The following is a 22523-nucleotide window of genomic DNA, read 5'->3' on the forward strand; positions in this document are numbered from 1 at the left end:
TTTTTACAATATAAAGCTACTGTTTGTTTGAAAGCGCTGTCTCGATCGATGTAAAGGAGGAAGCATTCAATGACGAACTATGTAAAAACAGGCAATCTACAGGTAGCTCGCGTTTTCTATGAGTTTATTAATTCAGAGGCCCTGCCGGGAAGCGGTGTCGACCAGCAGCAATTTTGGTCCGACTTGGAATCACTGGTTCGCGATTTGACTCCAAAAAACAGGGAATTATTGGCCCGTCGCGATCAGATCCAGGCTAAAATTAATCGCTTGCATCGCGAAAATAATCTTGATTTTGATCAATATAAAGCCTTTTTAGAGGAAATTGGCTACCTGGAACCTGAACCGGAAGATTTCCAGATTACAACATCACAGGTTGATGACGAAGTCGCTGTTCAAGCCGGACCGCAATTGGTTGTCCCGGTCAATAACGGCCGTTATGCGATTAACGCTGCCAATGCCCGCTGGGGAAGCTTGTACGATGCCCTTTATGGAACGGATGCGATTAGTGAAGAAGCTGGCGCTACGCTGGGCGGAGCCTATAATCCAGTCCGCGGCGGGAAGGTCATTTCATTTGCCAAAAACTTTCTTGACGAGGCGGCACCGCTGGCAATAGCATCACATCGGGATGTCACTCGCTATGCGATTGTTGCCGGAAAATTATCCGCTTCGCTTAAAGATGGCCAAACAACGGGGCTAAAAGATGAAGAAAAGCTGGCAGGCTATCAGGGAGATCAGGAAAACCCATCAGCCGTTTTGCTAAAAAATAACGGGCTCCACATTGAAATTCAAATCGACCGCAACCACCCAATCGGCAAAACAGATCAGGCTGGTGTGAAAGACCTTCTTATCGAGGCGGCGCTGACGACAATTATGGATTGCGAGGACTCAGTAACGGCTGTTGACGCTGAGGATAAGGTACTCGTATACCGCAATTGGCTTGGCTTAATGAGGGGAGATCTAGCGGCTACCTTCAAAAAAGGAAATAAATTAATGACGCGTTCCTTAAATCCTGATCGTCATTATTTCTCCCCTGCTGGAGAGGAATTTACTTTATCTGGTCGTTCATTGATGTTTGTCCGCAACGTTGGTCACTTGATGACCAATAATGCGGTTCTTGATCAGGATGGATCCGAGATCCAGGAGGGGATTCTCGATACAGTGATTACGAGCTTGCTTGCCAAGCATTCTCTATTGGGTAACGGTCCATATCAAAACTCTTCTAAAGGATCGGTTTATATCGTTAAACCGAAAATGCACGGCTCGGAAGAAGTCGCTTTTGCCAATCAGTTGTTTGACAGGGTTGAAGATATGCTTGGCCTTGAACGGAATACGCTGAAAATCGGTGTGATGGATGAGGAACGCCGAACTACATTGAACTTGAAAGCTTGTATTCGCGAGGTGAAAGAACGGATCGTCTTTATCAACACCGGTTTCCTCGATCGTACCGGCGATGAAATTCACACTTCGATGGAAGCAGGCCCAATGATTCGAAAGAATGAAATGAAATCTTCAAAGTGGCTGCAAGGCTATGAAAAGTCAAATGTAATCACTGGATTGTCAAGCGGTTTTCAGGGCCGGGCCCAGGTTGGCAAAGGAATGTGGGCAATGCCGGACATGATGGATGAAATGCTTAAACAAAAAATCGGACATTTACAAGCTGGTGCGAATACAGCGTGGGTTCCTTCACCAACTGCAGCCACCTTGCATGCACTCCACTATCATCAAGTAGATGTAAGAAAAGTGCAAAACGAACTAATGAAAGAAAACCGCGACCTGCGGAATGATATTTTGCAAATACCGGTCGAAAAAAATCCTCAGTGGAGCAAAGATGAAATTCAGCAGGAACTGGATAACAATGCCCAGGGAATTCTCGGTTATGTTGTCCGCTGGGTGGAGCAGGGAATTGGCTGCTCCAAAGTACCAGATATCAACAATGTCGGGCTCATGGAAGACCGGGCCACACTGCGTATTTCCAGCCAGCATGTCGCCAACTGGCTTCACCACGGAATTTGTACGAAAGAACAAGTATTGGAAACTTTGCAGCGGATGGCAAAGGTAGTCGATAAACAAAACAGCGGTGATCCGGAATACCGGCCAATGGCTCCAGGCTATGACAGCTCTGTAGCATTTCAGGCAGCATGTGATTTAGTCTTTAAGGGCTATGAACAGCCGAACGGCTATACTGAACCAATCTTGCACCGCCGCCGAATCGAAGCGAAGGCCAAGTTTGCAGTAAACCAGTAGATTTAAAATATAACAGGGCATTCTATTCGCTTAGAATGCCCTGTCTTGCCAATTAAATTATAATCTTGAACTTGGATAGGAGCTTAATGATGAAGTTTACTAGATTTGCAGTCAATTCTACCGTTTATACAGGAGTGCTCAAAGAAGACGTAATCAGCGAAATTAGCGGTGATATGTTTGGCGAATGGGAATACACAGGTACTACCTTTTCCAAAAAAGATGTCCAGCTTCTTGCCCCGTTAATTCCGAATCAAATTATCGGAATCGGTGCGAACTATGTAAGAAAAGTCGATGAACTTCCAAATGAGCTGCCGGAAATACCTGTATTTTTCTTTAAACCAACCTCATCGGTTATCGGTCCAGATGAGGAAATCATGATACCAGCAGGGATTGATGAAGTAAAATTCGAATCCGAATTAGCCGTTGTGATCGGGAAAGAAGCAAAGAATGTACCCGAGTCCGCTGTATTGGATTATGTATTTGGGTATACAGTTGGCAACGATGTGACAGCGCCGCAATTTTTTCACCGTGACGGCCATTGGACGATTGGTAAATCGTTTGACGCGTTTACACCGTTGGGGCCGGTGATTGAAACCGAACTTGACCCTTTTTCTGTCAGGGTTGAAGCAAAGTTGAACAATGTTGAAAAACAAAACAGTGCAACAGAGCTAATGATTGTACCGATTCGGAAAATGATTTCCTATCTTACAAACGTTATGACATTAAAACCGGGAGATGTGATTTTAACAGGCAGTCCGGTGGGAGCCGAGTTCGTCAAAGCAGGAGATGTCATCCACTGCGAGATAAAAGAAATTGGGATGCTGCAGAATACATTTGTCGCTGTAAAAGAATGAGAAGGAACTTGCCAATAGGCTGCGAAAAGCCTTGCGGTGTTTGTGCTATAATGTTTGCAAGAAAGCTTCGCACTAGAGGTGAGTAATCGTGGAACGAGAGAATATGGTTAAATCAGTGAGCCGCGCCCTGGATATTGTTACCCTTGTCAGTTCAAAAAAAGGCGGCCTCGGCGTTACCGAGATTGCTAAACAGATCGACATTAATAAAAGCTCTGTATACCGTATCCTGTCCACACTTGTCCAATACGGATATGTGGAGCAGGATTCGGAAACGGGCCGCTATAAGCTGGGGTACAAGTTTCTAGAAGTGAGCTCGAAGCTGCTTGAGTCAATTGACCTCAGAGCCGAAGCAAAACCTTATTTACAGGAACTAGAAACTGACACAAACGAGGTAATTCATCTTGTCGTTTATGATCAAGGTGAAGTTGTCTACATTGAGAAATTAGAAGGAAATGAAACGCTTCGAATGCATTCGAAGGTTGGCAAGAGAGCCCCGATGCATTGCACCTCAGTTGGAAAAGCGATCCTCGCTCATTTGCCTTCAAATGTTGTTATCGATATTCTCAACCGCAAAGGAATGCCTGCACATACAAACAAAACGATTACAGATAAGGAACCGTTTCTCAAGGAACTGGTCGAAGTAAAGCAAAATGGCTATGCCCTTGATCTGGAAGAAAATGAGTATGGAATCACCTGTATCGCAGTGCCAATCTTTGACCATTTGGGGCGAGTCATTGCCGCTGTCAGTATCTCCGGGCCAACGATGCGAATGGCCGACGAACGGCTTGAAGAGCTGAAGGTTAGAATGCTGGAAACAGGCCGGCGAATTTCGGCACGGCTTGGATTTGTCAGTAAAATTAGTTAATAGGTTTTGCTGGAATATAGTCGAATACAGTAGACAGCTTCCCTTATGTTTCGGTAAGGAAGCTGTTTTTATATATCAGGTACTCGCCCAAAAAAGCTGCGAAGCTACTCTAATTTGTCAACGCGATAGTCTGCTTTATATTTTTCCTCGGTCGATGAATTTTGCTTTGTTTTATGATGTTCTTTTTCTTCACGCTGTTCCTGCTTTAAATCTTCCATTGGGATTGGGTCGACGTTTTTTTCGCTTTCAAAGCGGTCAAATAAACTTTCGTTTTCAGTTGGATATTGTTCGGGATGGTCCATATTCTTCTTTGAATTCGGTAGCTTATTATCTTTGCCTGTCATCAATATCATCTCCTATTTTACATGACATATATGAAATTTACCCTTTTCATCCCGTGGAAAACTGGTAAAAAAAGGAAATAAGGAACACCTGATCTAAAGCGATGCAGGGCTGTTCCCGATCAAGTTTTGGAGTTTAATGTATTCTTTATTTGAACCTATATCAAAGCGCTGGCCCGCAATGATTTTCCCCAGGCATTTTTCACTTTTGAGAAGAGATTTGATGGCATCTGTCAACTGGATTTCACCGCCTGCACCGGGAGTAAGCTTTGCAAGATGCCTGAAAATAGCCGGAGTAAAAATGTATCTGCCAAGCACGGCTAGATTAGAAGGGGGATTTTGTTTCGGCTTTTCAACAATATCGTCAAGCTTGTATGTTCCTGCCTCTATTTCCGTTCCTTTTACGACTCCATAGCTAGATAGTAAATGTGGTTCCACTTTATTTAAGCCGATGATGCTCGAACGAAATCGGGTATAATCGTCGATAAGCTGTTTCAGCCCGGGAGTTCCCTTTTCAAGTATGATGTCATCCGGCAGAAGAACGGCAAAAGGCTCATCCCCAATAAATTTTTCCCCGATCCTGATTGCATCTCCCAAACCTTTCGCATAAGGCTGCCTTGTGTAGTAAATTTCGCCATCAGGAATTGTATATTGGTCAAGGAGATGCTGTTTATTTTCCCTTTCTAAAAACGCTTCAAGCTCAAGCGAATGATCAAAATAATCAACAATTAAATTTTTTCTTTTCGAGACAACAATTAAAATTTGGTCAACACCGGAGCGGAACGCTTCATCAACAACATAATGGATTGCAGGCTTGACACCGACAGGAAACATTTCTTTTGGAATCACTTTTGTAATTGGGAGACTCCGTGTTCCATATCCTGCTGCAGGTATGATCGCTTTTCTTATCAAGGCCATTTTCCCCTTTGAAAAATCGTTTTTAACATATTATTCATTAAGGTTCTGTTCGAAAACTTTTTTCGAAATATAAATGTTGAGCTTGGAACTTTGGGCTTTATAAAAGGCACACAGCCTTCTTGTCCAGTAATACAATATATCAATGTATTGGTGGGTGGAGGGGATTCGATTGAAAATTTGTGTGCTTGGGGCAGGATACGTCGGGCTTACAACAACAGCTGTTCTTGCGGAATTAGGCCACAATTTAATATGTGTGGATAAAAATTTTATGAAGATCAAGCAGCTTCAAGGTCAGGAGCTTCCTATTTTTGAACCGGGATTGGAAGAATTGATCATAAAAAATGAAAGAAACATAAAATTCACGACAGACAGCGACAAAGCGATTTCCGAGTGCGAAGTGATTATTATTGCAGTTGGAACACCCTCCGCAAAAGGAGGAGCACCGGATTTACGTTACATTCAGGCTGTAATCGACGATGTCGCAAAAAATATTGCCTCCTATAAAACAATCATCACAAAAAGCACCGTGCCGCCTGGGACAAATGAGTATATAGTCGAAATGTTGCTCGACAAAGGAGTGGAACGCGACCTTTTTGCCGTCGTTTCTAATCCTGAATTTTTAAGAGAAGGCTCTGCCGTTTACGATATGTTCCATGCTGACAAAACAGTGGCCGGATTGCAGAAAACCGATACGAAATCGCTGCAAATTTTAAAAGCGATCTACAAAGGAATTGATGCACCGTTTATCGCAACTACACTTACAGGGGCAGAAATGATCAAATATGCGAACAACGCGTTTTTAGCGATGAAAGTCTCCTTTATAAATGAAATGGCAAGAATTTGTGAAGCTTACGGAGCTGATGTCCGCGATGTAGCAAAAGGGATTGGCATGGACCGCAGAATCGGTGCGGATTTTCTTCAAGCCGGAATCGGCTTTGGCGGATCATGCTTTCCTAAGGATTTAGAGGCGCTTCAATATGCAGCCGTTTCTAAAGAAATAACCGCGAGTATTTTAGAGGCAGTACAAACTGTGAATGATACGCAATTAGAATTGTATATAAAAAAAATGAAAACTGCTTTAAAGGGGCTCAATGGAAAAAGGGCAGCAGTGCTCGGAATATCATTTAAGCCAAATACGGATGATACAAGATATTCAAAGGCAGTCGCCTTCATTGCAAAGCTGCTCGAGAAGGGGTGCCATGTTCAAGCCTATGATCCAAAAGCGCTACTGCCGGATCATTTAACTGGCAAAGCTGTACAGGTAAAAAGCATAGCCGATTGTGTACATGAGGCAGATTTCCTTGTTGTTGCGACAGAATGGCCCGAATTTAAGAAGCTTGACTGGCGCCGGGTCAAAGAGCAGATGAAAGGAACATTGATTGTCGATGGCCGAAACTGCCTTGACTCGAATTCGCTTGAGAAGCTTGGATTTCATTGTATAGGAGTTGGCACTGGATGAAGGTTCTTATTACTGGAGCAGCTGGTTTTATTGGATCGCATTTATGTGAATTGCTTGTAAATAAGCAAGAAGTTGAAAAAGTGACCGGTATTGACTGTTTTATTGGGCCAACGCCGGCCGCTTTAAAAGAGGATAATATAAAACCGTTGAATCATCACGATAAATTTAAACTGATTAAGGATAACCTGTTGACGATGAAATTGGAAAACGTTGTTGCAGAAGCAGATGTCGTGTATCATCTTGCAGCGATTCCCGGAGTGCGTTCAAGCTGGGGAGAGAAATTCAGCGAGTACACTGATCATAATATTCTCGCGACTCAGCGGCTATTGGAGGCATGTAAAGACACAAAAATCGAAAAATTTGTCTATGCGTCGACATCATCAATTTATGGCGAAATGGAGGGGAGAGTCGGCGAAGACCATATGCCAAGCCCACTGTCCCCATATGGAATCACGAAACTCGGCGGCGAGCATTTGTGCAGAGTTTATCAACAATTTTATCAGATCCCGACTGTGATTCTCCGTTATTTTACAGTGTATGGACCGCGGCAAAGGCCGGATATGGCTTTTAACCGGTTCATCCATCAGCTGATTAGAGGCGAGCCGCTGACCGTGTATGGTGATGGCATGCAAACGAGGGATTTTACTTATATAAACGACTGTGCCAGGGCAACAGCTGCTGTTATCAAAAAAGACAATATGATTGGTGAGACGATTAATATTGGCGGGAAAGAACGTTCATCTGTTTTAGAAATTATTTCGTCTCTAGAAGAAATATCCGGAAAGAAAGCAAAGCTCGTCTTTTTAAATCAGCCTTCCGGGGAACCGAGACATACATGGGCAGACATTTCGAGGGCGAAGACATTGCTGCAATATAATCCGCTAACCACTTTACAGGATGGACTTGAGCAGGAGTATCAATATTTTTTAACGAGATATAGAGATGGTTCACTATGAAGATAGGGTATGTGTGTACGGAAAAACTCCCATCCCCGGCAGTGAAAGGCGGGGCCATCCAAATGATGATTGACGGGGTGATCCCGTATTTGCAGGAAAAACATGAGGTAACGGTTTTTTCAGTTGCCGATGAGGAGCTGCCAGCTTATGAAAAAAATGGACAAATCGAGTATATCCGCTTTCCAAGAAAAAACTATCGTGAAAGTGTTGCCACAGAGCTGAAGCATCATCAATTTGATCTCATCCATATCTTCAACAGGCCTCGAAATGTAAAGCTATATCAGTTAGCATGCCCTTACAGCAAAATCGTTTTAAGCCTTCATAACGATATGTTTTCCGAGAAAAAGCTATCATATGCTGATGGAAAGGATGCAATCAATTATGCTGCAAGAATCACTGCTGTAAGCCATTATATTAAGGATAAAATTTTAGCCCGGTTTCCGGAAGGAGAAGGAAAGATCGATGTTGTTTATTCTGGAGTTGACCTTTCAAGTTACCCCCCTGTCTGGACAAAAGAGGGGGCTGCAATAAGGGCACGAATCAGGGAAACATACAATGTCAGTGGGGAAAAAATAATTTTATTTGCGGGCAGGCTAAGCAAAAATAAAGGACCCCATCTATTAATCCATGCATTGGAAAAGCTTTTAATTGAAAACGGTGATGTTGTCCTTGTCATTGCAGGAGGGAAATGGTTTAGCGATAATCAAGTAAATTCTTATGTGAGAATGCTGCACGAACTTGCTGAGCCTTTAGGAGAGTATATTATTTTCACTAAATTTATTCCCCCCGAAAAAATACCCGAGATTTTCTTAATGGCTGACGTTTTTGTTTGCAGCTCGCAATGGAATGAGCCGCTGGCGAGAGTACATTACGAAGCGATGGCAGCTGGCATACCGGTTATCACCACGAATCGCGGCGGCAATTCTGAAATCATTATCAATGGGTTTAACGGGATCGTTATTGATGATTATCAAAATCCTGACCGGTTTGCCGAGGCTATTGATTATCTGTTTTCCAATCGACTGGAAGCAATTAAGTATGTAAAGGCAGGCCGAAAGCTGGTTGAATTGAATTTCACTTATAAGCATGTCTTTGAACGGCTTGAAAAGGTTTATATGGACGCTCTGCATTAAAGTTAGATCAAATAGGACAGCCCAGGAGCATCATCATTCTCCTGGGCTGTTCTATTTATGCATTTGAAAATTGTTGAGGGTCTTTATATGAACAATTAATCAGCCTTCTGTTTCATCGTCATTCGATTCTTCTTCTGTATCCTCACTTGATTCATTGCTGGATTCTTCATTTTCATCGTCGTTATCTAGTTCAGATTTCTGCTCATCGCCTGAATTGTCGCTGGATTCGTCATCATCGCTTTCTTCAGTTGAATTGTCGCTGGATTCGTCATCATCGCTTTCTTCAGTTGAATTGTCGCTGGATTGCTCATCATCGCTTTCTTCATCTGAGTCACTGCTGGATTCCTCATCCTCGCTTTCTTCATCTGAGTCACTGCTGGATTGCTCATTATCGCTTTCTTCATCTGAGTCACTGCTGGATTCCTCATCCTCGCCTTCTTCATCTGAGTCACTGCTGGATTCTTCATCCTCTTCTTCATTTGAATTACAGCTGGATTCTTCATCTTCAGTTTCCTCGTCTGCTTCGTCCCAGCTTAACTCATTATTTTCTTCCGCATTGCTAAATTCTTCGTCCTCAGCTTCTTCACTCTCTGTTACCTCGCTTGATTCGTAACTTTCCTCTTCAAGCTCCATTTCATAGTTGTTTTCCTCTCTATATCTCATTTGTTTCCCTCCTAAATGTGAATGACTTTTATGTCAGAATATGCTGATCTTGCTGCCTGCGTTCTTCACCGCATCGGAATTTGTGCTGTTATCGCCAAAGTTTAGGTGGAATCCAGGCAGCAGTGTTTGCATCGTTAATGATGAACCTGATTTTTATTTTTGGACGGACTTCCTCAACCTCTTCGATAGACTCCTCATCTGAAATTTGTTCGATAAGCTCAATAGAACTTTCATCGGGGAGGTCAGTATCGTCAGGTTCAGGCTCAGTATATAGTCCAAGCTCCGGCTCCGGCTCCGCTTTCAAGTTGAGGCTTTTTACGCGGGCAACTGGTTTATATGCTGGGTTGGATGGATATTCAATAATTTTCTGACCTTCCAGCAATGTTTCAAAGCCCGTAGATCTTTTCAGGCTGCTATTTAGAATATCAGCCGGTTTTTCAAGAATTTTCTCGTATTGCGAAAAACTCCATCCCATTGGTCCGGGGGGAGAGAAAGAAAAATTAGATAATTCCAGCTTTGGAAAGCTGTAGGTGCTTCGTTTGTTAGCCATTTTTCTTTCCCCCGCTCATTCTTTTTATTTGGCTAAAGGTTTCTGCAAAGTTATGAAGGAGTTGACTTTTAGATGCTTCAACGGTGGTAATGTTCTGCAAAGCCCATATATATTTCTCGTCTGACCAGGAGCGCTTTTGGCCAAGATAATATTTATGAATGATCGAACAAAAAAGATGCGGGAAGGATAAGTCTGTCCATAACACCCGGTATTGATCTTCAGTTAACGGGTTGGCCTCGTCATAGGAACTTAGCATATGAATAGCTAAATCATGGTCCCAGATCGACATTTTTTTCATCACTTTATTTAGGAGCACCCGTATATCTCTTGTCGGAAGGTCCTGTGTAATAGAATGCATTTCCTTCATATAGGCTTTACCGTCGACTTCAATTAAACGGGCAAAAGTAAAGTCTTGCTGGCAGAAACCACCTTCCATTAAGGCTTTTTCAGTGCTGTTAAGAAATGGGGCGTTTTCCAACTCCCTTAAGGCATTCCAACCGCGTTCAAGCATTTGGTCTGCGTGTTCGAGGAACAAGATTGAGAAGGGGTCTTCCGGCAGTGATTGAGCAATTTTTTTATGACCTTCGAGTTCCTGGAGTTTCCATCTGTAAAGTTTTTGCCATTTATTGAGCCTTGCCCGCTTTTTGCTTTCCTGTACGGGGATATAACCTTTCGAGGCCTGATAAAATAAAGCAGCAAACTTCATTGCCTGGGCAAGATGCTCTTTACTGTAGTACGTCATTTCGTTGCCATCGGCTTTATCGTACATAACAAACGCATGGTTGCCGATTCCCAGGCATGAAGCGCCATTTGTCGTTTTTTGAATTGGAACGATCGGCAAGCCATTTTCATACAGATGATTGTGGGCATCTGCTATATAGAGCATTCTCCTCGGATTCATTTCGGCTTGCTTTAAGACTTTTACTCCCTCGGCGGTGCTGATTTCCCAGGTCATCCGGCCGCTCTTGTTAGAGAGGAGGACAATTTCTTCCGCATCAAAAGGGTAGTGGTCCAGCACACTTTTGAGATAACTGTCATACAAATGGTTCGGTTCTTCCATATAACTCACCCTTACTTATCAAAATGTTTGTTGGCTTGCTGGTAAACGCGCAAAAGATTATTTGCGACCGTTTGCCATCCAAAGCCTGCTTGTACTTTTGCCCGTCCATTTTTTCCAAGAAGGTGGCGCTTTTTTGAATCGGCTAATAACTGATTTAATCGAAAAGCATACGCTTCAGGATTTTCGAAGTCATCGATGATGTATCCATTCTTCCCTTCATCAATTACCTCCGGATTGCCGCCTCTGTTGCTTGTTATTATCGGAAGCCCCGCAGCCATGGCTTCATAATGGACGCGTGCCAGCGGTTCCTGCCATTGCGAAGAACAGACGAACACATCGGACATTGCGTACAGTCCCGGAATGTCTCGCGGTTTCACAAATTTGATAAAGGTCACGTTATCTGGATACAAGGCCCCCAGTGTATAAAGATGCTTTACATAATTGTTTATGTCATCATCTCCAAACCATTTTGACCCGACAAAAACAAGCATGGCATCGCGATGGTTCTCAATGATATGCGGGAGGGCTTGCAGCAGAATATGCGGCCCTTTTACTTTACTGAGACGTCCAACAAAAAGGATCACCTTTTTTCCGGCCAACCCTAACTCACTTCTGACCCGTTCGTAGGTTTTAGCCCCTTCAGAGCTCCATTTCGGCTGGTATTCTCCAAGATCTACACCAGAATAAACCGTCTTCGTTTTTACTTGGGCTTGCTTAAACCTTGATGTAATTGTTTTTCCAATGTAATCACTAACGGTAATAATTTTAGATGCAGCTGAAATACACTGTTTACCTTCCTGATCGGATAATTTATCCGGTGCGAACATTTCATTGTGAACACTTAAAATGAATTTTGTCTTCGGGGCAGCTTCTGCTAGCTGCGTCAACCAGGCAGGCCGGTTGCATAAATGGACAACATCGTAGTGCACCTGACTGACGCGGCGGGTGACTTCTTCCAAATATCGGTGTTCGTCGAAGCGAATATACTCAACGTTTGAACGTTTCTCTGACTCGGGAAGATCTGGGTCTTTAATCGAGATCACAGTGACATTCTCGGTTTTGCCAATGTAGGATGCGACCGAGTCCAGATAAATTTGAATTGCTCCACCCCTGATAGCTGGAACAGGAAGTTTTTCTGTTGCAACGAGAGCAATTTTCATTTGTTACCTCCATTCTCGCTGATATGGACGAAAGGATTTATGTTTCTATTATGATACGGGGATTGTCAGTGCAAGGTGAGTTAATCACATTTAAGAAAATAAAAAAGGGCAGAAACCACAAAACGAAGGCAAAATTCAAAAAAATAGTTGTACGGCCGGGGCAAGAATAGGGATTTGCCATACTTTATGTAATAAGAAGGGAAGAGGATGGTGAACAATTTTGGAAAATGAACAGGATCATCATGGGAATAATGAACAAAATGGTGAAGCCATTTTGACAGTAGAAGAACAAGAAAAACTCACCAAACTTGCTGAATCAATGATGCAATTCTGGGATATCCCCATAACTTCGATAGAATTGATTCAAGGAGGACAGATGGCACTCGTCTGGAAAATTCACACTTCCGATGGTGCTATCTGTTTAAAACGAATTCACAGGCCTGAAAAAAAAGCTCTCTTTTCCATAAATGCGCAAAATTATCTGGCTAAAAAAGGATTTCGGGTACCGGGAATTATTCCTGCAAAGGATGGCGGGCTCTTTACAAAATACGGACCGTTTTTGTTTGTTGTGTATGATTGGATTGAAGGAAGACCATTTGAGCTGACAGTCAAGGAAGATCTGCAATTTATTATGAAAGGGCTGGCTGAATTCCATACCGCATCGGTAGGATATAAGCCGCCCGAAGGTGTACCCGTTTTTACAAAGCTGGGTCGGTGGCCCAATCATTACGTAAAAAGATGCCAGCATATGGAGACGTGGAGGCTTCATGCTAAGGCTTTTCCGGAAGATCCTTTTTCACAGCTTTATTTGGAAGCAATCGACGAATTTATTACCGACGGAAAAGAAATATACAAGAAACTGCTGGCATCGGATTACCCGTCGTGGACAGCAAATGTAAAAAAGGCGCCTAATCTTTGCCATCAGGACTATGGAACCGGCAACACGCTTCTTGGAAATGACGGGCAAATTTGGGTGATTGACCTTGATACTGTTTCGTTTGATTTGCCGATTCGCGACCTTAGAAAAATGATTATCCCACTTCTCGACACAACGGGTGCGTGGGATCAAGAAACCTTTGACATTATGATCGATGCATATGAGACAGTATCCCCGTTAACCGAAGAACAAAAAAGAATTATGTTTATTGATATGCTGTTTCCGTATGAGCTATATGATATCATCCGCGAAAGGTATGTAAGAAAGACCGTGATGCTTCCAGAAGAGCTGAGCGGGGCGATGGAGTATGAGCGCATAAAAACGAAAGCTTTAAAAACCCTTATCGGTGGATAACATCCCCATGAAACTGTTCCCGATCTGCACAATCTGAACCTTCTAAAAACGGAAGGTTCTTTTGTTTTTGTAAAACTGTCGGCAACAGTGATATTTCCACTATCTTTATGAAAAAAGCCGATTTTCAACGTATTTCCTTTTACATTTTTGCACATGATATTGAAAGCAAATTAGTTGAAAGAATCCAAATAACTCCCAATTATTTGGGGGGTTTTTTTGTTTAAATAAATTTCTGTGGCCAGGAAGGTGCTTGCACAGTGCTTTTACTTAATTTAGGTTAGGTGGTCAATGATGTATCCAGGAGAATTATTGATTATCGGCGGACATGAAGAAAAATTTAATGGTGTAGAGATTTTAAGAAAATTTGCAGAGCTTGCCGGGAAAGGCAGAGGTGCGGTCGGCATTTTACCGACTGCATCGGAAATTCCGGAACAGGTAAGTGCCGATTATATAGAAGCATTTAAGAACTTGGGCATTCATGACATTAAGGTTCTTGAGGTTGACTCGCGTGAAAAGGCTGACAGTGATCAAATTGCAGCAATGGTGTCCGGACTTTCTGCACTGTTTATAACAGGGGGAAATCAAAGCCGGTTAACAGAATTTATTGCAGGCACAAAGATGTTCGATGCGCTTAAAGAAGCACGACAACGCGGCATGGTGCTCGCAGGTACAAGTGCAGGAGCATCGATTATGGGCAGCGATATGATTGCGTCTGCTAAAACAAAAGAAAATGATAAAGGTTTGAAAATAGAAATGGGCAAGGGCTTTGGCTTTCTTGAAAACTTTCTTATCGACCAGCATTTTTCGCAGCGGGCAAGATTTGGGCGGCTTCTCGGGGCGATTGCTGAAAACCCGGAGCTGGTTGGAATCGGGATCGATGAAAATACGGCTATTTTAATTAATGGCAGTGTGTTCAAAGTGTTTGGTGAACACCAGGTGTTTGTAGTCGACGGGAAGGAAGGCCATTTAATTGATGTCATAAAATCCGACAATGGCGGAGAAGAGCTAACGATTACAGATTTTAAGCTCCATACGTTAACAGATGGTTTCAGCTTCGATCTTTCATCCCGAAAATTAATCAGCAGAAAAGAGGATAGTCAAGAATGAAAATTAACCGAGTGAGATACCTTAAAGGGCCAAATTATTTTAGCATCCGGCCTACTATGTGGATCGAACTGGATCTTGAAGAACTGGAATCGCAGCCTTCACATCTGATTCCCGGTTTTAATGCTTCGCTTCTGGCGATTATGCCAACTTTAAGAAACCATACTTGCTCACTAGGATATGAAGGCGGGTTTGTTGAACGTCTGGAAGAAGGAACATGGATGGGACATATTCTCGAACATATGGCAATTGAACTGCAATCGATGGCAGGTATTGCCGTAAAAAGGGGTAAAACAATAACGAGCGATAAAAAAGGGACGTATTTCGTCACTTATGATTATAAAGAACCTTACTCCGGAGAATTTGCGTTTAGAGCATCTGTTGCGATTATCGAGCAAATTCTGGCCGGACGTCGCGAGATCAGCACTGAACAATATGTGTCTGAAATTTCACGGCTTTATTATCAAAATAAACTCGGGCCAAGTACAGAAGCGATCTTTCTTGCTGCTGAACAGGCTGGAATTCCGGTTGAAAGAGTGGGCGAAGAAAGCTTGCTGCGCTTAGGTTCCGGTTCAAAACAGAAATTTGTCCAGGCAACGATTACAAGCCAAACTTCGTTACTGTCTGTTGAAAATGCCTGTGATAAACAAATGACAAAGCTGATTCTGTCCAGCTGCGGGGTACCAGTTCCAGAGGGTGAGGTTGTTTCAACTTTCACGGAAATTTTTCAAGCTGCAGACAGACTTGGATTTCCGCTTGTAATTAAGCCGTTAAAAGGAAGACAGGGACAAGGCGTGATCACAAATATCAAAAATAAGGATGAATTGTTTAATGTTGTGAATTGCCTCGATAAGCATGTGAAGGAGTTTATTATCGAACGTTATCATAAAGGACACGATTACAGGCTGTTGATTGTAAACGATAAATTAGTGGCAGCCAGCCTGCGCACCCCCCCATTCGTTATTGGCAATGGAAAGGATTCAATCAGAACGTTAATCGAACTTGAAAATCGCAACCCAAACCGCGGTGATGACCATGAGAAGCCGATGTCAAAAATTCCGCTGAATTATACAGTAAACTGCTATCTCGAAAAATTTGATTTAACCCTGAACTCTGTGCCTGACAAAGGTCAGGTTGTTCAGGTTGTCGGAAATGCGAACCTTTCGACGGGCGGACAAGCAATCGATGTGACGGACGAAGTTAATCCGGCCATAAAAGAATTAGCGCAGGCATCTGCGAAAGCGCTTGGGCTTGACATCGCCGGTATTGATTTAATTTGCAAAAATATTGGTGAACCGTTTAAACCAGGTGAACTCGCGGTCGTTGAAGTCAATGCAGCACCTGGCATCCGCATGCATCATTTTCCTAGCAAAGGGAAAAAACGCGATGTTGGCAAAGCAATCGTCCGTTACTTGTTTGAAACACGAGAAGAGGCGGCGATTCCAGTCATCGCGATTACCGGGACAAATGGGAAAACAACTACGGCGAGACTCGTAAAGCATTTCCTTGAGAGCAGCAGTGTAACAGTCGGAATGTCCAATTCAGATGGTATTTTTATTGGCAGCCAATGTCTGGATGAAGGTGATTGCAGCGGCCCGATTAGCGCAAGAAAGATATTGAACCATCCGAAGGTCGATGCAGCTGTCCTTGAAACAGCAAGAGGCGGAGTCCTGCGGGAAGGGCTTGCTTTTCGGTATTGTGATGTCGGGATTGTCACGAACGTCAGTGAAGACCACCTCGGCCACGATGGCATCGAAACCTTTGACCAGCTTGTAAAATTAAAAAGACTGATTCCAGAAGTGGTCATCAAGGGCGGGGCTTGTATATTAAATGCAGATGACCCCCATGTAGCTTCAATGGAAAAATACACTTCAGGCACAGTCATTTATACATCTGTGACGTCATTAAACAAACATATTCAGGCGAGGATGAGGAATGGACGTCCTGTTTGGTATGTTGATAGCCAAGGAATGATTATTTATGCTGCTGAAGGGAGAAAAACAAATTTTCTTCCAGCCTGTGATATTCCGATCACGATCAATGGAATAGCGAAGCATAATATCGCCAATCTTCTTCAAGCATTGGCGGCCGCCTTTTCACAAGGAATCACCTGGGAGGAGCTAAAAGAAAAATCATTAACATTTCTCCCGGATTTTGATAAATCGAAAGGCCGTTTTAATAAAATCAGTAAGCAGGACAGACTGATCATTGTAGACTATGCACATAATGTGGCAGGTTTGCGTGCGATATATGATACGATCCATTCCTTTGAACGAGATAGGCTGATAACGGTCATATCGGCACCAGGAGATCGGATAGATGATGAAATCATTAGCCTTGCAAAAGCCGCTGCGCGGCACACCGACATTTTAGTCATCAAGGAGGATCGCGATTTAAGGGGCCGGGCTCCGTTTGAGGCAGCCAATATTATTCAGGCAACAGCGCTTCGCGAAGGTGTGTCTTTGGATCAAACCTGTATCGTCAGAGATGAGCTGGAAGCATTTTATCGAGCGTGGGACATGTCAAAACGGGGCGACATTCTGCTCTTTTTGTATGAAAATTTTTCAAGCATCGCAAAATTTTTTCAAAACGTTCCTGAAAAAACCGAAAGTAAAGTTAAGAAGCGATAAGCAAAGCAGAGACTTAGAACAAAATCTAAGTCTTTTTTTTTTCGCTGCTCATCGTTATCCTTGAAGGGTCCGCCCCGTTTCCGCTAAATTATATGCCCATTGATTTTGCGGGTGCATATAGTATTGAAAAAGGAGGGAACGACAAAATTGATTAGAATTCGCTCACTGGCTTATCCCAGTCCAGACGACTTCGGTCTTAAAGATTTACAAAGAGATATTTACAATGAAATGAACAACAGCGAGGATTTGTATCAATATGATACAATCGATCAACTTCTCTTTGAAATAAAGGTAAGGGAACAGATTGTCCGTGCTTCGTTCAGCCTGAACAGCAGCGGCGTTGTATTTTCCTCTTTTAAAAAATCGCGATTCAATCCGGATTTTTGGTTGTGGACGAGTCGAGGCTACCGATTAAGGCCGGGTGTTTTACCATCCGACGCGATTAATGATATTTTCAAAAATGGCCGTATTTATGGCTTTGAATGCTCAACTGCGATTGTGCTTGTTTTTTATAAAGCCTTGATTCATTCGATCAATTTAAGAGCTTTCAATTATTTGTTTGCCAACTTGCTTGTGTGGGACTGGAATTATGACTGGGACCTCGGAATTATTACCCGTCCCGGCAAAAATTTTATTCCTGGAGATATTGTTTACTTTTATAATCCTGATTACCGAGAGCCGATCTGGATGGGGGAGAATGCGGTTTACTTAGGTAAAGGCAGGTATTACGGGCACGGTATTGGAGTCGCCACGGAAGCTGAGATGATTAACGCTTTAAACACGCGCCGGAGGGAGAGACCGCAGCGGTCCGCTTATTTGCTCGACCAGTACAGCCGCTTGAATTTTAAATATTTACAGCAATTTTCCTGAATTTCATAAAGCAATCCTTTAATTGAAAAATGAACAGTTACTTACATTAAGATATTATTATCCGTTTTCTACGGCATACTCCTGTGTACCTAGACAACTTCATTCGTTTTTCGGTTTTGCCTTATGACATTGTGAAATTGACTTAACTAAAAAATTGGAATAAGAAGAGCATGATAAATCAGAACGGGTTTCCGATTTATCATGCTCTTCTTAGTTTAGATATCGGTGAAAAAAATGAAAAATAATCCTCAAATAGTTTTCTTAATGCTTAACCTGCTCAGGCAATTAATGCCAAGTAGCCTTAACTTAAGTCTTGCGAGCGGCAGAACCCTTTCATTAAAGGATTCCTTGATACGTATTACATAAGTGATCTTGGTAAAAAAGTATTGAAGTATAAATATCGGCATAGTTTTCTGCAGAGAGGGAATAAAAAAGAAGAACAAATATGCACATATAGAAAACACAACATAAATAGGGCAAGTAAGGGAGTTAAAATTATGAGATTGTCACAGCTGCTTCAGCATCTTTATGGCCGGGCCCACCTCTCCGATATGAATTTTTGCGACGCCGAGGTGTTCGGTATTGAAATGGATTCCAGACAAGTAAGACCAGGGGATATTTTTATAGCGATAACAGGATATGCTTCCGATGGCCATAGCTTTATCGATGACGCGGTAAACAGGGGAGCCGTAGCGGTTATCGGGGAGAAGGAATTGCAAACAGCAGTGCCTTACTTTCAAGTGATTGACAGCCGAAAGGCTTTAGGAAAGCTTTCCAGTTTTTTCTACGGTATGCCTGCCCAAAAGCACAAAATCATCGGTATTACCGGTACGAATGGGAAAACAACCGTAGCTTATATGCTGAGGCACATCCTTGAGACGGCAGGCCGGACCTGTTCCATGCTTGGAACCGTTTCATATATCATTAATAATGAAAAGTATAAACCGACCAACACAACCCCGGATTCACTTCAGCTGCAAAGGCTTTTGTCGTTAAGCAATGATGAGTTTGTCGTTCTTGAAATATCTTCACATGCCCTTTCCCAACACAGGGTAGAAGGATTGGAGATCGATTATGGTGTTTTTACAAATTTAGGACATGATCATCTCGACTACCATCACAGTATGAATGATTACTTTTTGAGTAAATGTTCGATGTTTAGCCATTTAAAAGAAAGCGGCAAAGCTGTTATTAACCGTCTCAATGAATGGGGAGATAAGCTTGCGGGCCTGTTGAAGACGGATGATATCCCCGTTATCACGCTTGGGAACAGCCATAACGATTATTTACGGATCGAAAACATCCGTCTTAATGGCCGAACGCGGTTTACCTTAGATTATCAAGGCCGAAAATACGAAGTCTCACTGCAGTATCCAGGGCTGCACAACGTCCATAATGCAGCGATCGCTTTTTTGGCAGCCTCTGATATCGGAATTGATCCAGAGACTAGTTTTGCCGCCTTGGAATCGTTTAAAGGTGTACCAGGAAGATTTGAAGTGATTGAACATCCGGAAGGCGCCAAATTCATCATTGATTATGCCCATACGGACGATGCGATTGAATATTGCCTGCAGGCAGCAAGACAGCAAGGAGCAACAAAAATTACCCACATATATGGATTCAGGGGAGCAAGGGACCGGACAAAACGGGAAAGCATGATTGCGGCCTCCGTTAAGCTGAGTGACCGCTTTATTATGACCTTCGACGACTTGAATGGCGAAGAGGAACACAAAATGGAACAGGAGCTTATCCATTTAAACATGCTGTACGGAAACGGCAAGGGTGAAGTCCTGCCAGACAGGACACTAGCTATCCAAAAGGCATGGAGTACTGCCAAGAAAGGCGAATGGGTATTCATCACTGGCAAAGGACCCGAAGAATACGAACGACCGTTTACCCTTCCGGTTAAATCGGACAAGGACGCCTGTGAATATTTGCTTGACGGCTTTAAAGAAAAAGCCGGAATTTGTTGATTTGAATAGAAGAGGGACCGCGTGTACGATACGGCGGTCCCTTTTCTATATTGCTGGGTGCCTCGCAAGTACTTTTTCATATTTATCGATTGTTATCCAAGCCCCAATAATGATTGCAAAATTGTAAAATAACCATTGGACGCAATTAGCGATATTGACCAGGCTGTTGGCAAGCTTACCGAAATGGCAGGTAGCATGGAGTCGATATTGGCCAAGTTTCAATGAAATAAATAGGACTCAGCATGTTGCGGATTTTTTGTGGAACAGGTTTCTTTGTTTGTGATGGTTACATGCCTATTTTTGAGATGACAGCTGCCTTGAAACCCGCATCTGTCTGCTCTCAATGACAAAATCGCCAAATTTTATCGGGTGTCTATAAACACTTATTCCATAAGTTGAATAAGATATAGTGAAATTCGAAAAAGGAGGTTATTGATATGTCAGGCGACTATGGATATGGCGGCGGATTTGCGCTGCTGGTTGTTTTGTTTATCCTGTTGATTATCATTGGAGCATCATGGGGTTACGGAGGATTTTAATAAAATTCCTAGTATAAGGGAGGTTCTATTATGTACGGCTACGGCCATGGATATGGCGGCTGCGGTTACGGGCATACCGGAGGATACTACGGCGGTTTTGCGTTAATCGTCGTTCTGTTTATCCTGCTGATTATTGTAGGTGCAGCTTGTTTTAAATTTTAATAGTTGTTAGGGGTGATTGCAGATGGCAATCATCCTTTTTTATGAAAGAATTGAAAAACAAAAAGAAACGAAAGTCAAATTTTGATAAGCGCGCTTGATCATGAGTACAAACAGCTTCTTGCCTTAAAAAAGAATCGTTTTGATGGCAGCTGAATTCGAGCTTTATCCCCAAAATTTACATTTTTCGCAAAAAACTTCACCTTATGAAGTTTAAGAGAAGAACAAGCGGGTATCAATTGTATGTGCAATTTAAAAATCTACACCTGGGGGGATACGGATGAGGAAGCGAATGCTGTTAATTCTAGCTGTGTTTTTAATACTTGGGTCCCTTGCCGGCTGCTCCGGGGGAAACAGCGCTGAAGCCGAAAAAACGGAAGACGGTAAAGTGGTTGTCGATTTTTGGACTTTTTGGGGATCTGAAACAAGAAGGCCGATAATCGAAAAGATTATTGAGGACTTCAACAACTCTCAAGATAAAATTGTGGTTAAACATACTTATCTTCCATGGGGAGATATTTGGACAAAAAACCTCGCTTCCGTTGCAGCGGGAAATCCTGCAGATGTCATTATTAATGATATTAACAATGTCAGCCAGCGAGCTAAAAACGGACAGGTTGAAGATATAAGCAAATACTTGGATGATTCGTTTAAGAATCAATTTTACCCGCATTTATGGGAAACTGTCGTTTATGAAAATAAAACTTACGCAGTTCCGTTTAATACAGATACCAGGATGTTGTTTTATAATAAAAAAGCTTTTCAGGAAGCAGGGCTGGATCCCAATAAGCCGCCGCAAACTTGGGCCGAGCTTGAAGAATATGCAATCAAGCTTGACAAGAAGAACGGAGAAACTTATGAAAGAATCGGCTTTTACCCTCTCTGGGATAACCCGAATGCTTCAGCCTGGATGATGAACGCCGATAATGGCACAGGTTATATCGAAGATGGTGAACTAAAGATTAATACACCGAAAAAAGTTGAAGCATTAGAATGGCTGCTTAAATGGCAGGACCGCATCGGTGCGAAAAATGTGCAAGCTTTCAAGGCTGAATTTGGCAGTGAACAGTCAAATCCGTTCATTGCAGAAAAGGTAGCGATGTGGACCGACGTCGGCACGTTCTATACTCAGATCCGCGATTATGGCCAGCACCTCGACTTTGGTGTGGCCCCGATTCCTTCGTTTACTGAAGGATCGGGTCATTGGTCTGAAGGCGGCGGATTCGTCGCGGAAGTTCCAAAAGGTTCTGACAGTCCGGAAGAAGCAGTTGAATTTATTAAATATTTGACTGGACCAGAAGCGCAAAAATATTGGGCAATGGAAAACTTTGATAATGCTGCCAATATTGAAGCGGCAGAAGCAACAATGAACGAATTGCAGGGCAAGGACAAAGAGGTATATGAAGCGACAGTAAGAAATCTCGAGGAAACAAAAATGGGTCCTGTCCCAGTTGAATATCCTGAATATCATGACCGCATCAATCCGGTGATTGATAATATCATGAGAGGAAAAATCTCTCCTGAAAAAGGATTGGAAAAGGCTGAAAAAGATGTTGAAAGTATAAAAAAATAATAAGTGCGTGAAAGAGAGAAGGATAAATCGCCTTCTCTCTTTCCTTAAAAATAGAGGGGTGAGGAGTTTGAAATCATATGATTCTTCTGCTTATACGGAAACTGGAACAAGCATTGTCCAAAAGCGAACAAAACAACGTGAAGAAACAGCCATTCAAACGCAAGCTCCGAGGCGTTTATCG

Annotated in this window: 20 protein-coding genes; 14 read left to right on the forward strand and 6 right to left on the reverse strand. The window is 42.7% G+C overall.

The annotated features are described in order from the left end of the window. Positions 1 to 69 precede the first annotated feature (69 nt). The 3 genes from CVD23_RS12340 to CVD23_RS12350 all read left to right on the forward strand — a co-directional run bounded on the left by CVD23_RS12340 (position 70) and on the right by CVD23_RS12350 (position 3963). Positions 70 to 2244, forward strand: a complete 2175-nt coding sequence (locus tag CVD23_RS12340) for a malate synthase G (protein ID WP_101577821.1) — start codon at positions 70 to 72, stop codon at positions 2242 to 2244. An 89-nt stretch (positions 2245 to 2333) separates the two neighbouring features. Continuing rightward, positions 2334 to 3098: a fumarylacetoacetate hydrolase family protein gene (locus CVD23_RS12345; protein ID WP_101666194.1), complete on the forward strand. Its 765-nt coding sequence runs from the start codon at positions 2334 to 2336 to the stop codon at positions 3096 to 3098. A gap of 88 nt (positions 3099 to 3186) precedes the next feature. Next, positions 3187 to 3963: an IclR family transcriptional regulator gene (locus tag CVD23_RS12350; protein WP_101577823.1), complete on the forward strand. Its 777-nt coding sequence runs from the start codon at positions 3187 to 3189 to the stop codon at positions 3961 to 3963. A 104-nt stretch (positions 3964 to 4067) separates the two neighbouring features. Here the strand turns inward: CVD23_RS12350 and CVD23_RS12355 are convergent, their stop codons facing one another. Both CVD23_RS12355 and CVD23_RS12360 read right to left on the reverse strand, forming a co-directional pair. Continuing rightward, on the reverse strand, positions 4068 to 4307 hold the full coding sequence (locus tag CVD23_RS12355) for a hypothetical protein (protein WP_101577824.1): 240 nt from the start codon (positions 4305 to 4307) through the stop codon (positions 4068 to 4070). A 93-nt stretch (positions 4308 to 4400) separates the two neighbouring features. Further along, the gene (locus CVD23_RS12360) at positions 4401 to 5216 is read right to left on the reverse strand and encodes a UTP--glucose-1-phosphate uridylyltransferase (protein ID WP_101577825.1); all 816 of its coding nucleotides are present in this window, start codon (positions 5214 to 5216) and stop codon (positions 4401 to 4403) included. Positions 5217 to 5391: 175 nt separating this feature from the next. On the opposite strand from CVD23_RS12360, the gene CVD23_RS12365 reads away from it, so the two are divergent. Genes CVD23_RS12365 through CVD23_RS12375 form a run of 3 tightly spaced genes read left to right on the forward strand, consistent with a single transcriptional unit; the run spans position 5392 to position 8770 of the window. Continuing rightward, complete coding sequence (locus tag CVD23_RS12365) at positions 5392 to 6681, forward strand: UDP-glucose dehydrogenase family protein (protein ID WP_101577826.1); 1290 nt, start codon at positions 5392 to 5394, stop codon at positions 6679 to 6681. Beyond that, on the forward strand, positions 6678 to 7637 hold the full coding sequence (locus tag CVD23_RS12370; protein WP_101577827.1) for an NAD-dependent epimerase/dehydratase family protein: 960 nt from the start codon (positions 6678 to 6680) through the stop codon (positions 7635 to 7637). Before CVD23_RS12365 ends, CVD23_RS12370 begins: the two co-directional genes overlap by 4 nt. Further along, positions 7634 to 8770: a glycosyltransferase family 4 protein gene (locus CVD23_RS12375; protein ID WP_101577828.1), complete on the forward strand. Its 1137-nt coding sequence runs from the start codon at positions 7634 to 7636 to the stop codon at positions 8768 to 8770. Before CVD23_RS12370 ends, CVD23_RS12375 begins: the two co-directional genes overlap by 4 nt. Before the next feature lie 99 nt (positions 8771 to 8869). Here CVD23_RS12375 and CVD23_RS12380 read toward each other — a convergent pair whose 3' ends face one another. The 4 genes from CVD23_RS12380 to CVD23_RS12395 all read right to left on the reverse strand — a co-directional run bounded on the left by CVD23_RS12380 (position 8870) and on the right by CVD23_RS12395 (position 12203). Next, on the reverse strand, positions 8870 to 9433 hold the full coding sequence (locus CVD23_RS12380) for a hypothetical protein (protein WP_101666195.1): 564 nt from the start codon (positions 9431 to 9433) through the stop codon (positions 8870 to 8872). 88 nt (positions 9434 to 9521) lie between these two features. Further along, positions 9522 to 9983 carry a hypothetical protein gene (locus CVD23_RS12385; RefSeq protein WP_101666196.1) on the reverse strand — a complete coding sequence of 154 codons (462 nt, stop codon included), beginning with the start codon at positions 9981 to 9983 and terminating at the stop codon, positions 9522 to 9524. Beyond that, the gene (locus CVD23_RS12390; RefSeq protein WP_101577831.1) at positions 9976 to 11043 is read right to left on the reverse strand and encodes a CotS family spore coat protein; all 1068 of its coding nucleotides are present in this window, start codon (positions 11041 to 11043) and stop codon (positions 9976 to 9978) included. The genes CVD23_RS12385 and CVD23_RS12390 overlap by 8 nt, the downstream gene beginning before the upstream one ends. Positions 11044 to 11054: 11 nt before the next feature. Further along, on the reverse strand, positions 11055 to 12203 hold the full coding sequence (locus tag CVD23_RS12395) for a glycosyltransferase family 4 protein (RefSeq protein ID WP_101666197.1): 1149 nt from the start codon (positions 12201 to 12203) through the stop codon (positions 11055 to 11057). A gap of 271 nt (positions 12204 to 12474) precedes the next feature. Here CVD23_RS12395 and CVD23_RS12400 point away from each other — a divergent pair, with 271 nt between their 5' ends. From CVD23_RS12400 to CVD23_RS12435, 8 genes are all read left to right on the forward strand, one after another. Beyond that, on the forward strand, positions 12475 to 13494 hold the full coding sequence (locus CVD23_RS12400) for a CotS family spore coat protein (protein WP_374702638.1): 1020 nt from the start codon (positions 12475 to 12477) through the stop codon (positions 13492 to 13494). Positions 13495 to 13785: 291 nt separating this feature from the next. Then, positions 13786 to 14601, forward strand: coding sequence for a cyanophycinase (locus CVD23_RS12405; RefSeq protein ID WP_101666198.1), 816 nt, complete (start codon positions 13786 to 13788; stop codon positions 14599 to 14601). Next, complete coding sequence (gene cphA / locus CVD23_RS12410; RefSeq protein ID WP_101666199.1) at positions 14598 to 17228, forward strand: cyanophycin synthetase; 2631 nt, start codon at positions 14598 to 14600, stop codon at positions 17226 to 17228. The genes CVD23_RS12405 and cphA overlap by 4 nt, the downstream gene beginning before the upstream one ends. Positions 17229 to 17375: 147 nt before the next feature. Further along, the gene (locus CVD23_RS12415) at positions 17376 to 18098 is read left to right on the forward strand and encodes a protein-glutamine gamma-glutamyltransferase (protein ID WP_101577835.1); all 723 of its coding nucleotides are present in this window, start codon (positions 17376 to 17378) and stop codon (positions 18096 to 18098) included. 497 nt (positions 18099 to 18595) lie between these two features. Next, positions 18596 to 20071, forward strand: coding sequence for a UDP-N-acetylmuramoyl-L-alanyl-D-glutamate--2,6-diaminopimelate ligase (locus tag CVD23_RS12420; protein WP_101666200.1), 1476 nt, complete (start codon positions 18596 to 18598; stop codon positions 20069 to 20071). Between the two features lie 437 nt (positions 20072 to 20508). Beyond that, positions 20509 to 20610: a YjcZ family sporulation protein gene (locus tag CVD23_RS12425; RefSeq protein ID WP_101577837.1), complete on the forward strand. Its 102-nt coding sequence runs from the start codon at positions 20509 to 20511 to the stop codon at positions 20608 to 20610. A gap of 30 nt (positions 20611 to 20640) precedes the next feature. Continuing rightward, positions 20641 to 20772 carry a YjcZ family sporulation protein gene (locus CVD23_RS12430; RefSeq protein WP_101577838.1) on the forward strand — a complete coding sequence of 44 codons (132 nt, stop codon included), beginning with the start codon at positions 20641 to 20643 and terminating at the stop codon, positions 20770 to 20772. A 277-nt stretch (positions 20773 to 21049) separates the two neighbouring features. Next, on the forward strand, positions 21050 to 22342 hold the full coding sequence (locus CVD23_RS12435) for an ABC transporter substrate-binding protein (RefSeq protein ID WP_101661879.1): 1293 nt from the start codon (positions 21050 to 21052) through the stop codon (positions 22340 to 22342). The last annotated feature ends 181 nt before the right edge of the window (positions 22343 to 22523 follow it).

Source organism: Bacillus sp. V33-4 (assembly GCF_002860225.1).
Lineage (GTDB): Bacteria > Bacillota > Bacilli > Bacillales > Cytobacillaceae > Bacillus_BJ > Bacillus_BJ canaveralius.

What these genes read in the sequence shown, in the direction of transcription:
- CVD23_RS12390 (WP_101577831.1), bottom strand. Translation starts at nt 11,043, where the DNA reads ATGGAAGAACCGAACCATTTGTATGACAGTTATCTCAAAAGTGTGCTG.
- CVD23_RS12395 (WP_101666197.1), bottom strand. Translation starts at nt 12,203, where the DNA reads ATGAAAATTGCTCTCGTTGCAACAGAAAAACTTCCTGTTCCAGCTATC.
- CVD23_RS12420 (WP_101666200.1), top strand. Translation starts at nt 18,596, where the DNA reads ATGAGATTGTCACAGCTGCTTCAGCATCTTTATGGCCGGGCCCACCTC.
- cphA (WP_101666199.1), top strand. Translation starts at nt 14,598, where the DNA reads ATGAAAATTAACCGAGTGAGATACCTTAAAGGGCCAAATTATTTTAGC.
- CVD23_RS12370 (WP_101577827.1), top strand. Translation starts at nt 6,678, where the DNA reads ATGAAGGTTCTTATTACTGGAGCAGCTGGTTTTATTGGATCGCATTTA.
- CVD23_RS12355 (WP_101577824.1), bottom strand. Translation starts at nt 4,307, where the DNA reads ATGACAGGCAAAGATAATAAGCTACCGAATTCAAAGAAGAATATGGAC.
- CVD23_RS12430 (WP_101577838.1), top strand. Translation starts at nt 20,641, where the DNA reads ATGTACGGCTACGGCCATGGATATGGCGGCTGCGGTTACGGGCATACC.
- CVD23_RS12340 (WP_101577821.1), top strand. Translation starts at nt 70, where the DNA reads ATGACGAACTATGTAAAAACAGGCAATCTACAGGTAGCTCGCGTTTTC.
- CVD23_RS12345 (WP_101666194.1), top strand. Translation starts at nt 2,334, where the DNA reads ATGAAGTTTACTAGATTTGCAGTCAATTCTACCGTTTATACAGGAGTG.
- CVD23_RS12405 (WP_101666198.1), top strand. Translation starts at nt 13,786, where the DNA reads ATGTATCCAGGAGAATTATTGATTATCGGCGGACATGAAGAAAAATTT.
- CVD23_RS12380 (WP_101666195.1), bottom strand. Translation starts at nt 9,433, where the DNA reads ATGAGATATAGAGAGGAAAACAACTATGAAATGGAGCTTGAAGAGGAA.
- CVD23_RS12375 (WP_101577828.1), top strand. Translation starts at nt 7,634, where the DNA reads ATGAAGATAGGGTATGTGTGTACGGAAAAACTCCCATCCCCGGCAGTG.
- CVD23_RS12385 (WP_101666196.1), bottom strand. Translation starts at nt 9,983, where the DNA reads ATGGCTAACAAACGAAGCACCTACAGCTTTCCAAAGCTGGAATTATCT.
- CVD23_RS12425 (WP_101577837.1), top strand. Translation starts at nt 20,509, where the DNA reads ATGTCAGGCGACTATGGATATGGCGGCGGATTTGCGCTGCTGGTTGTT.
- CVD23_RS12435 (WP_101661879.1), top strand. Translation starts at nt 21,050, where the DNA reads ATGAGGAAGCGAATGCTGTTAATTCTAGCTGTGTTTTTAATACTTGGG.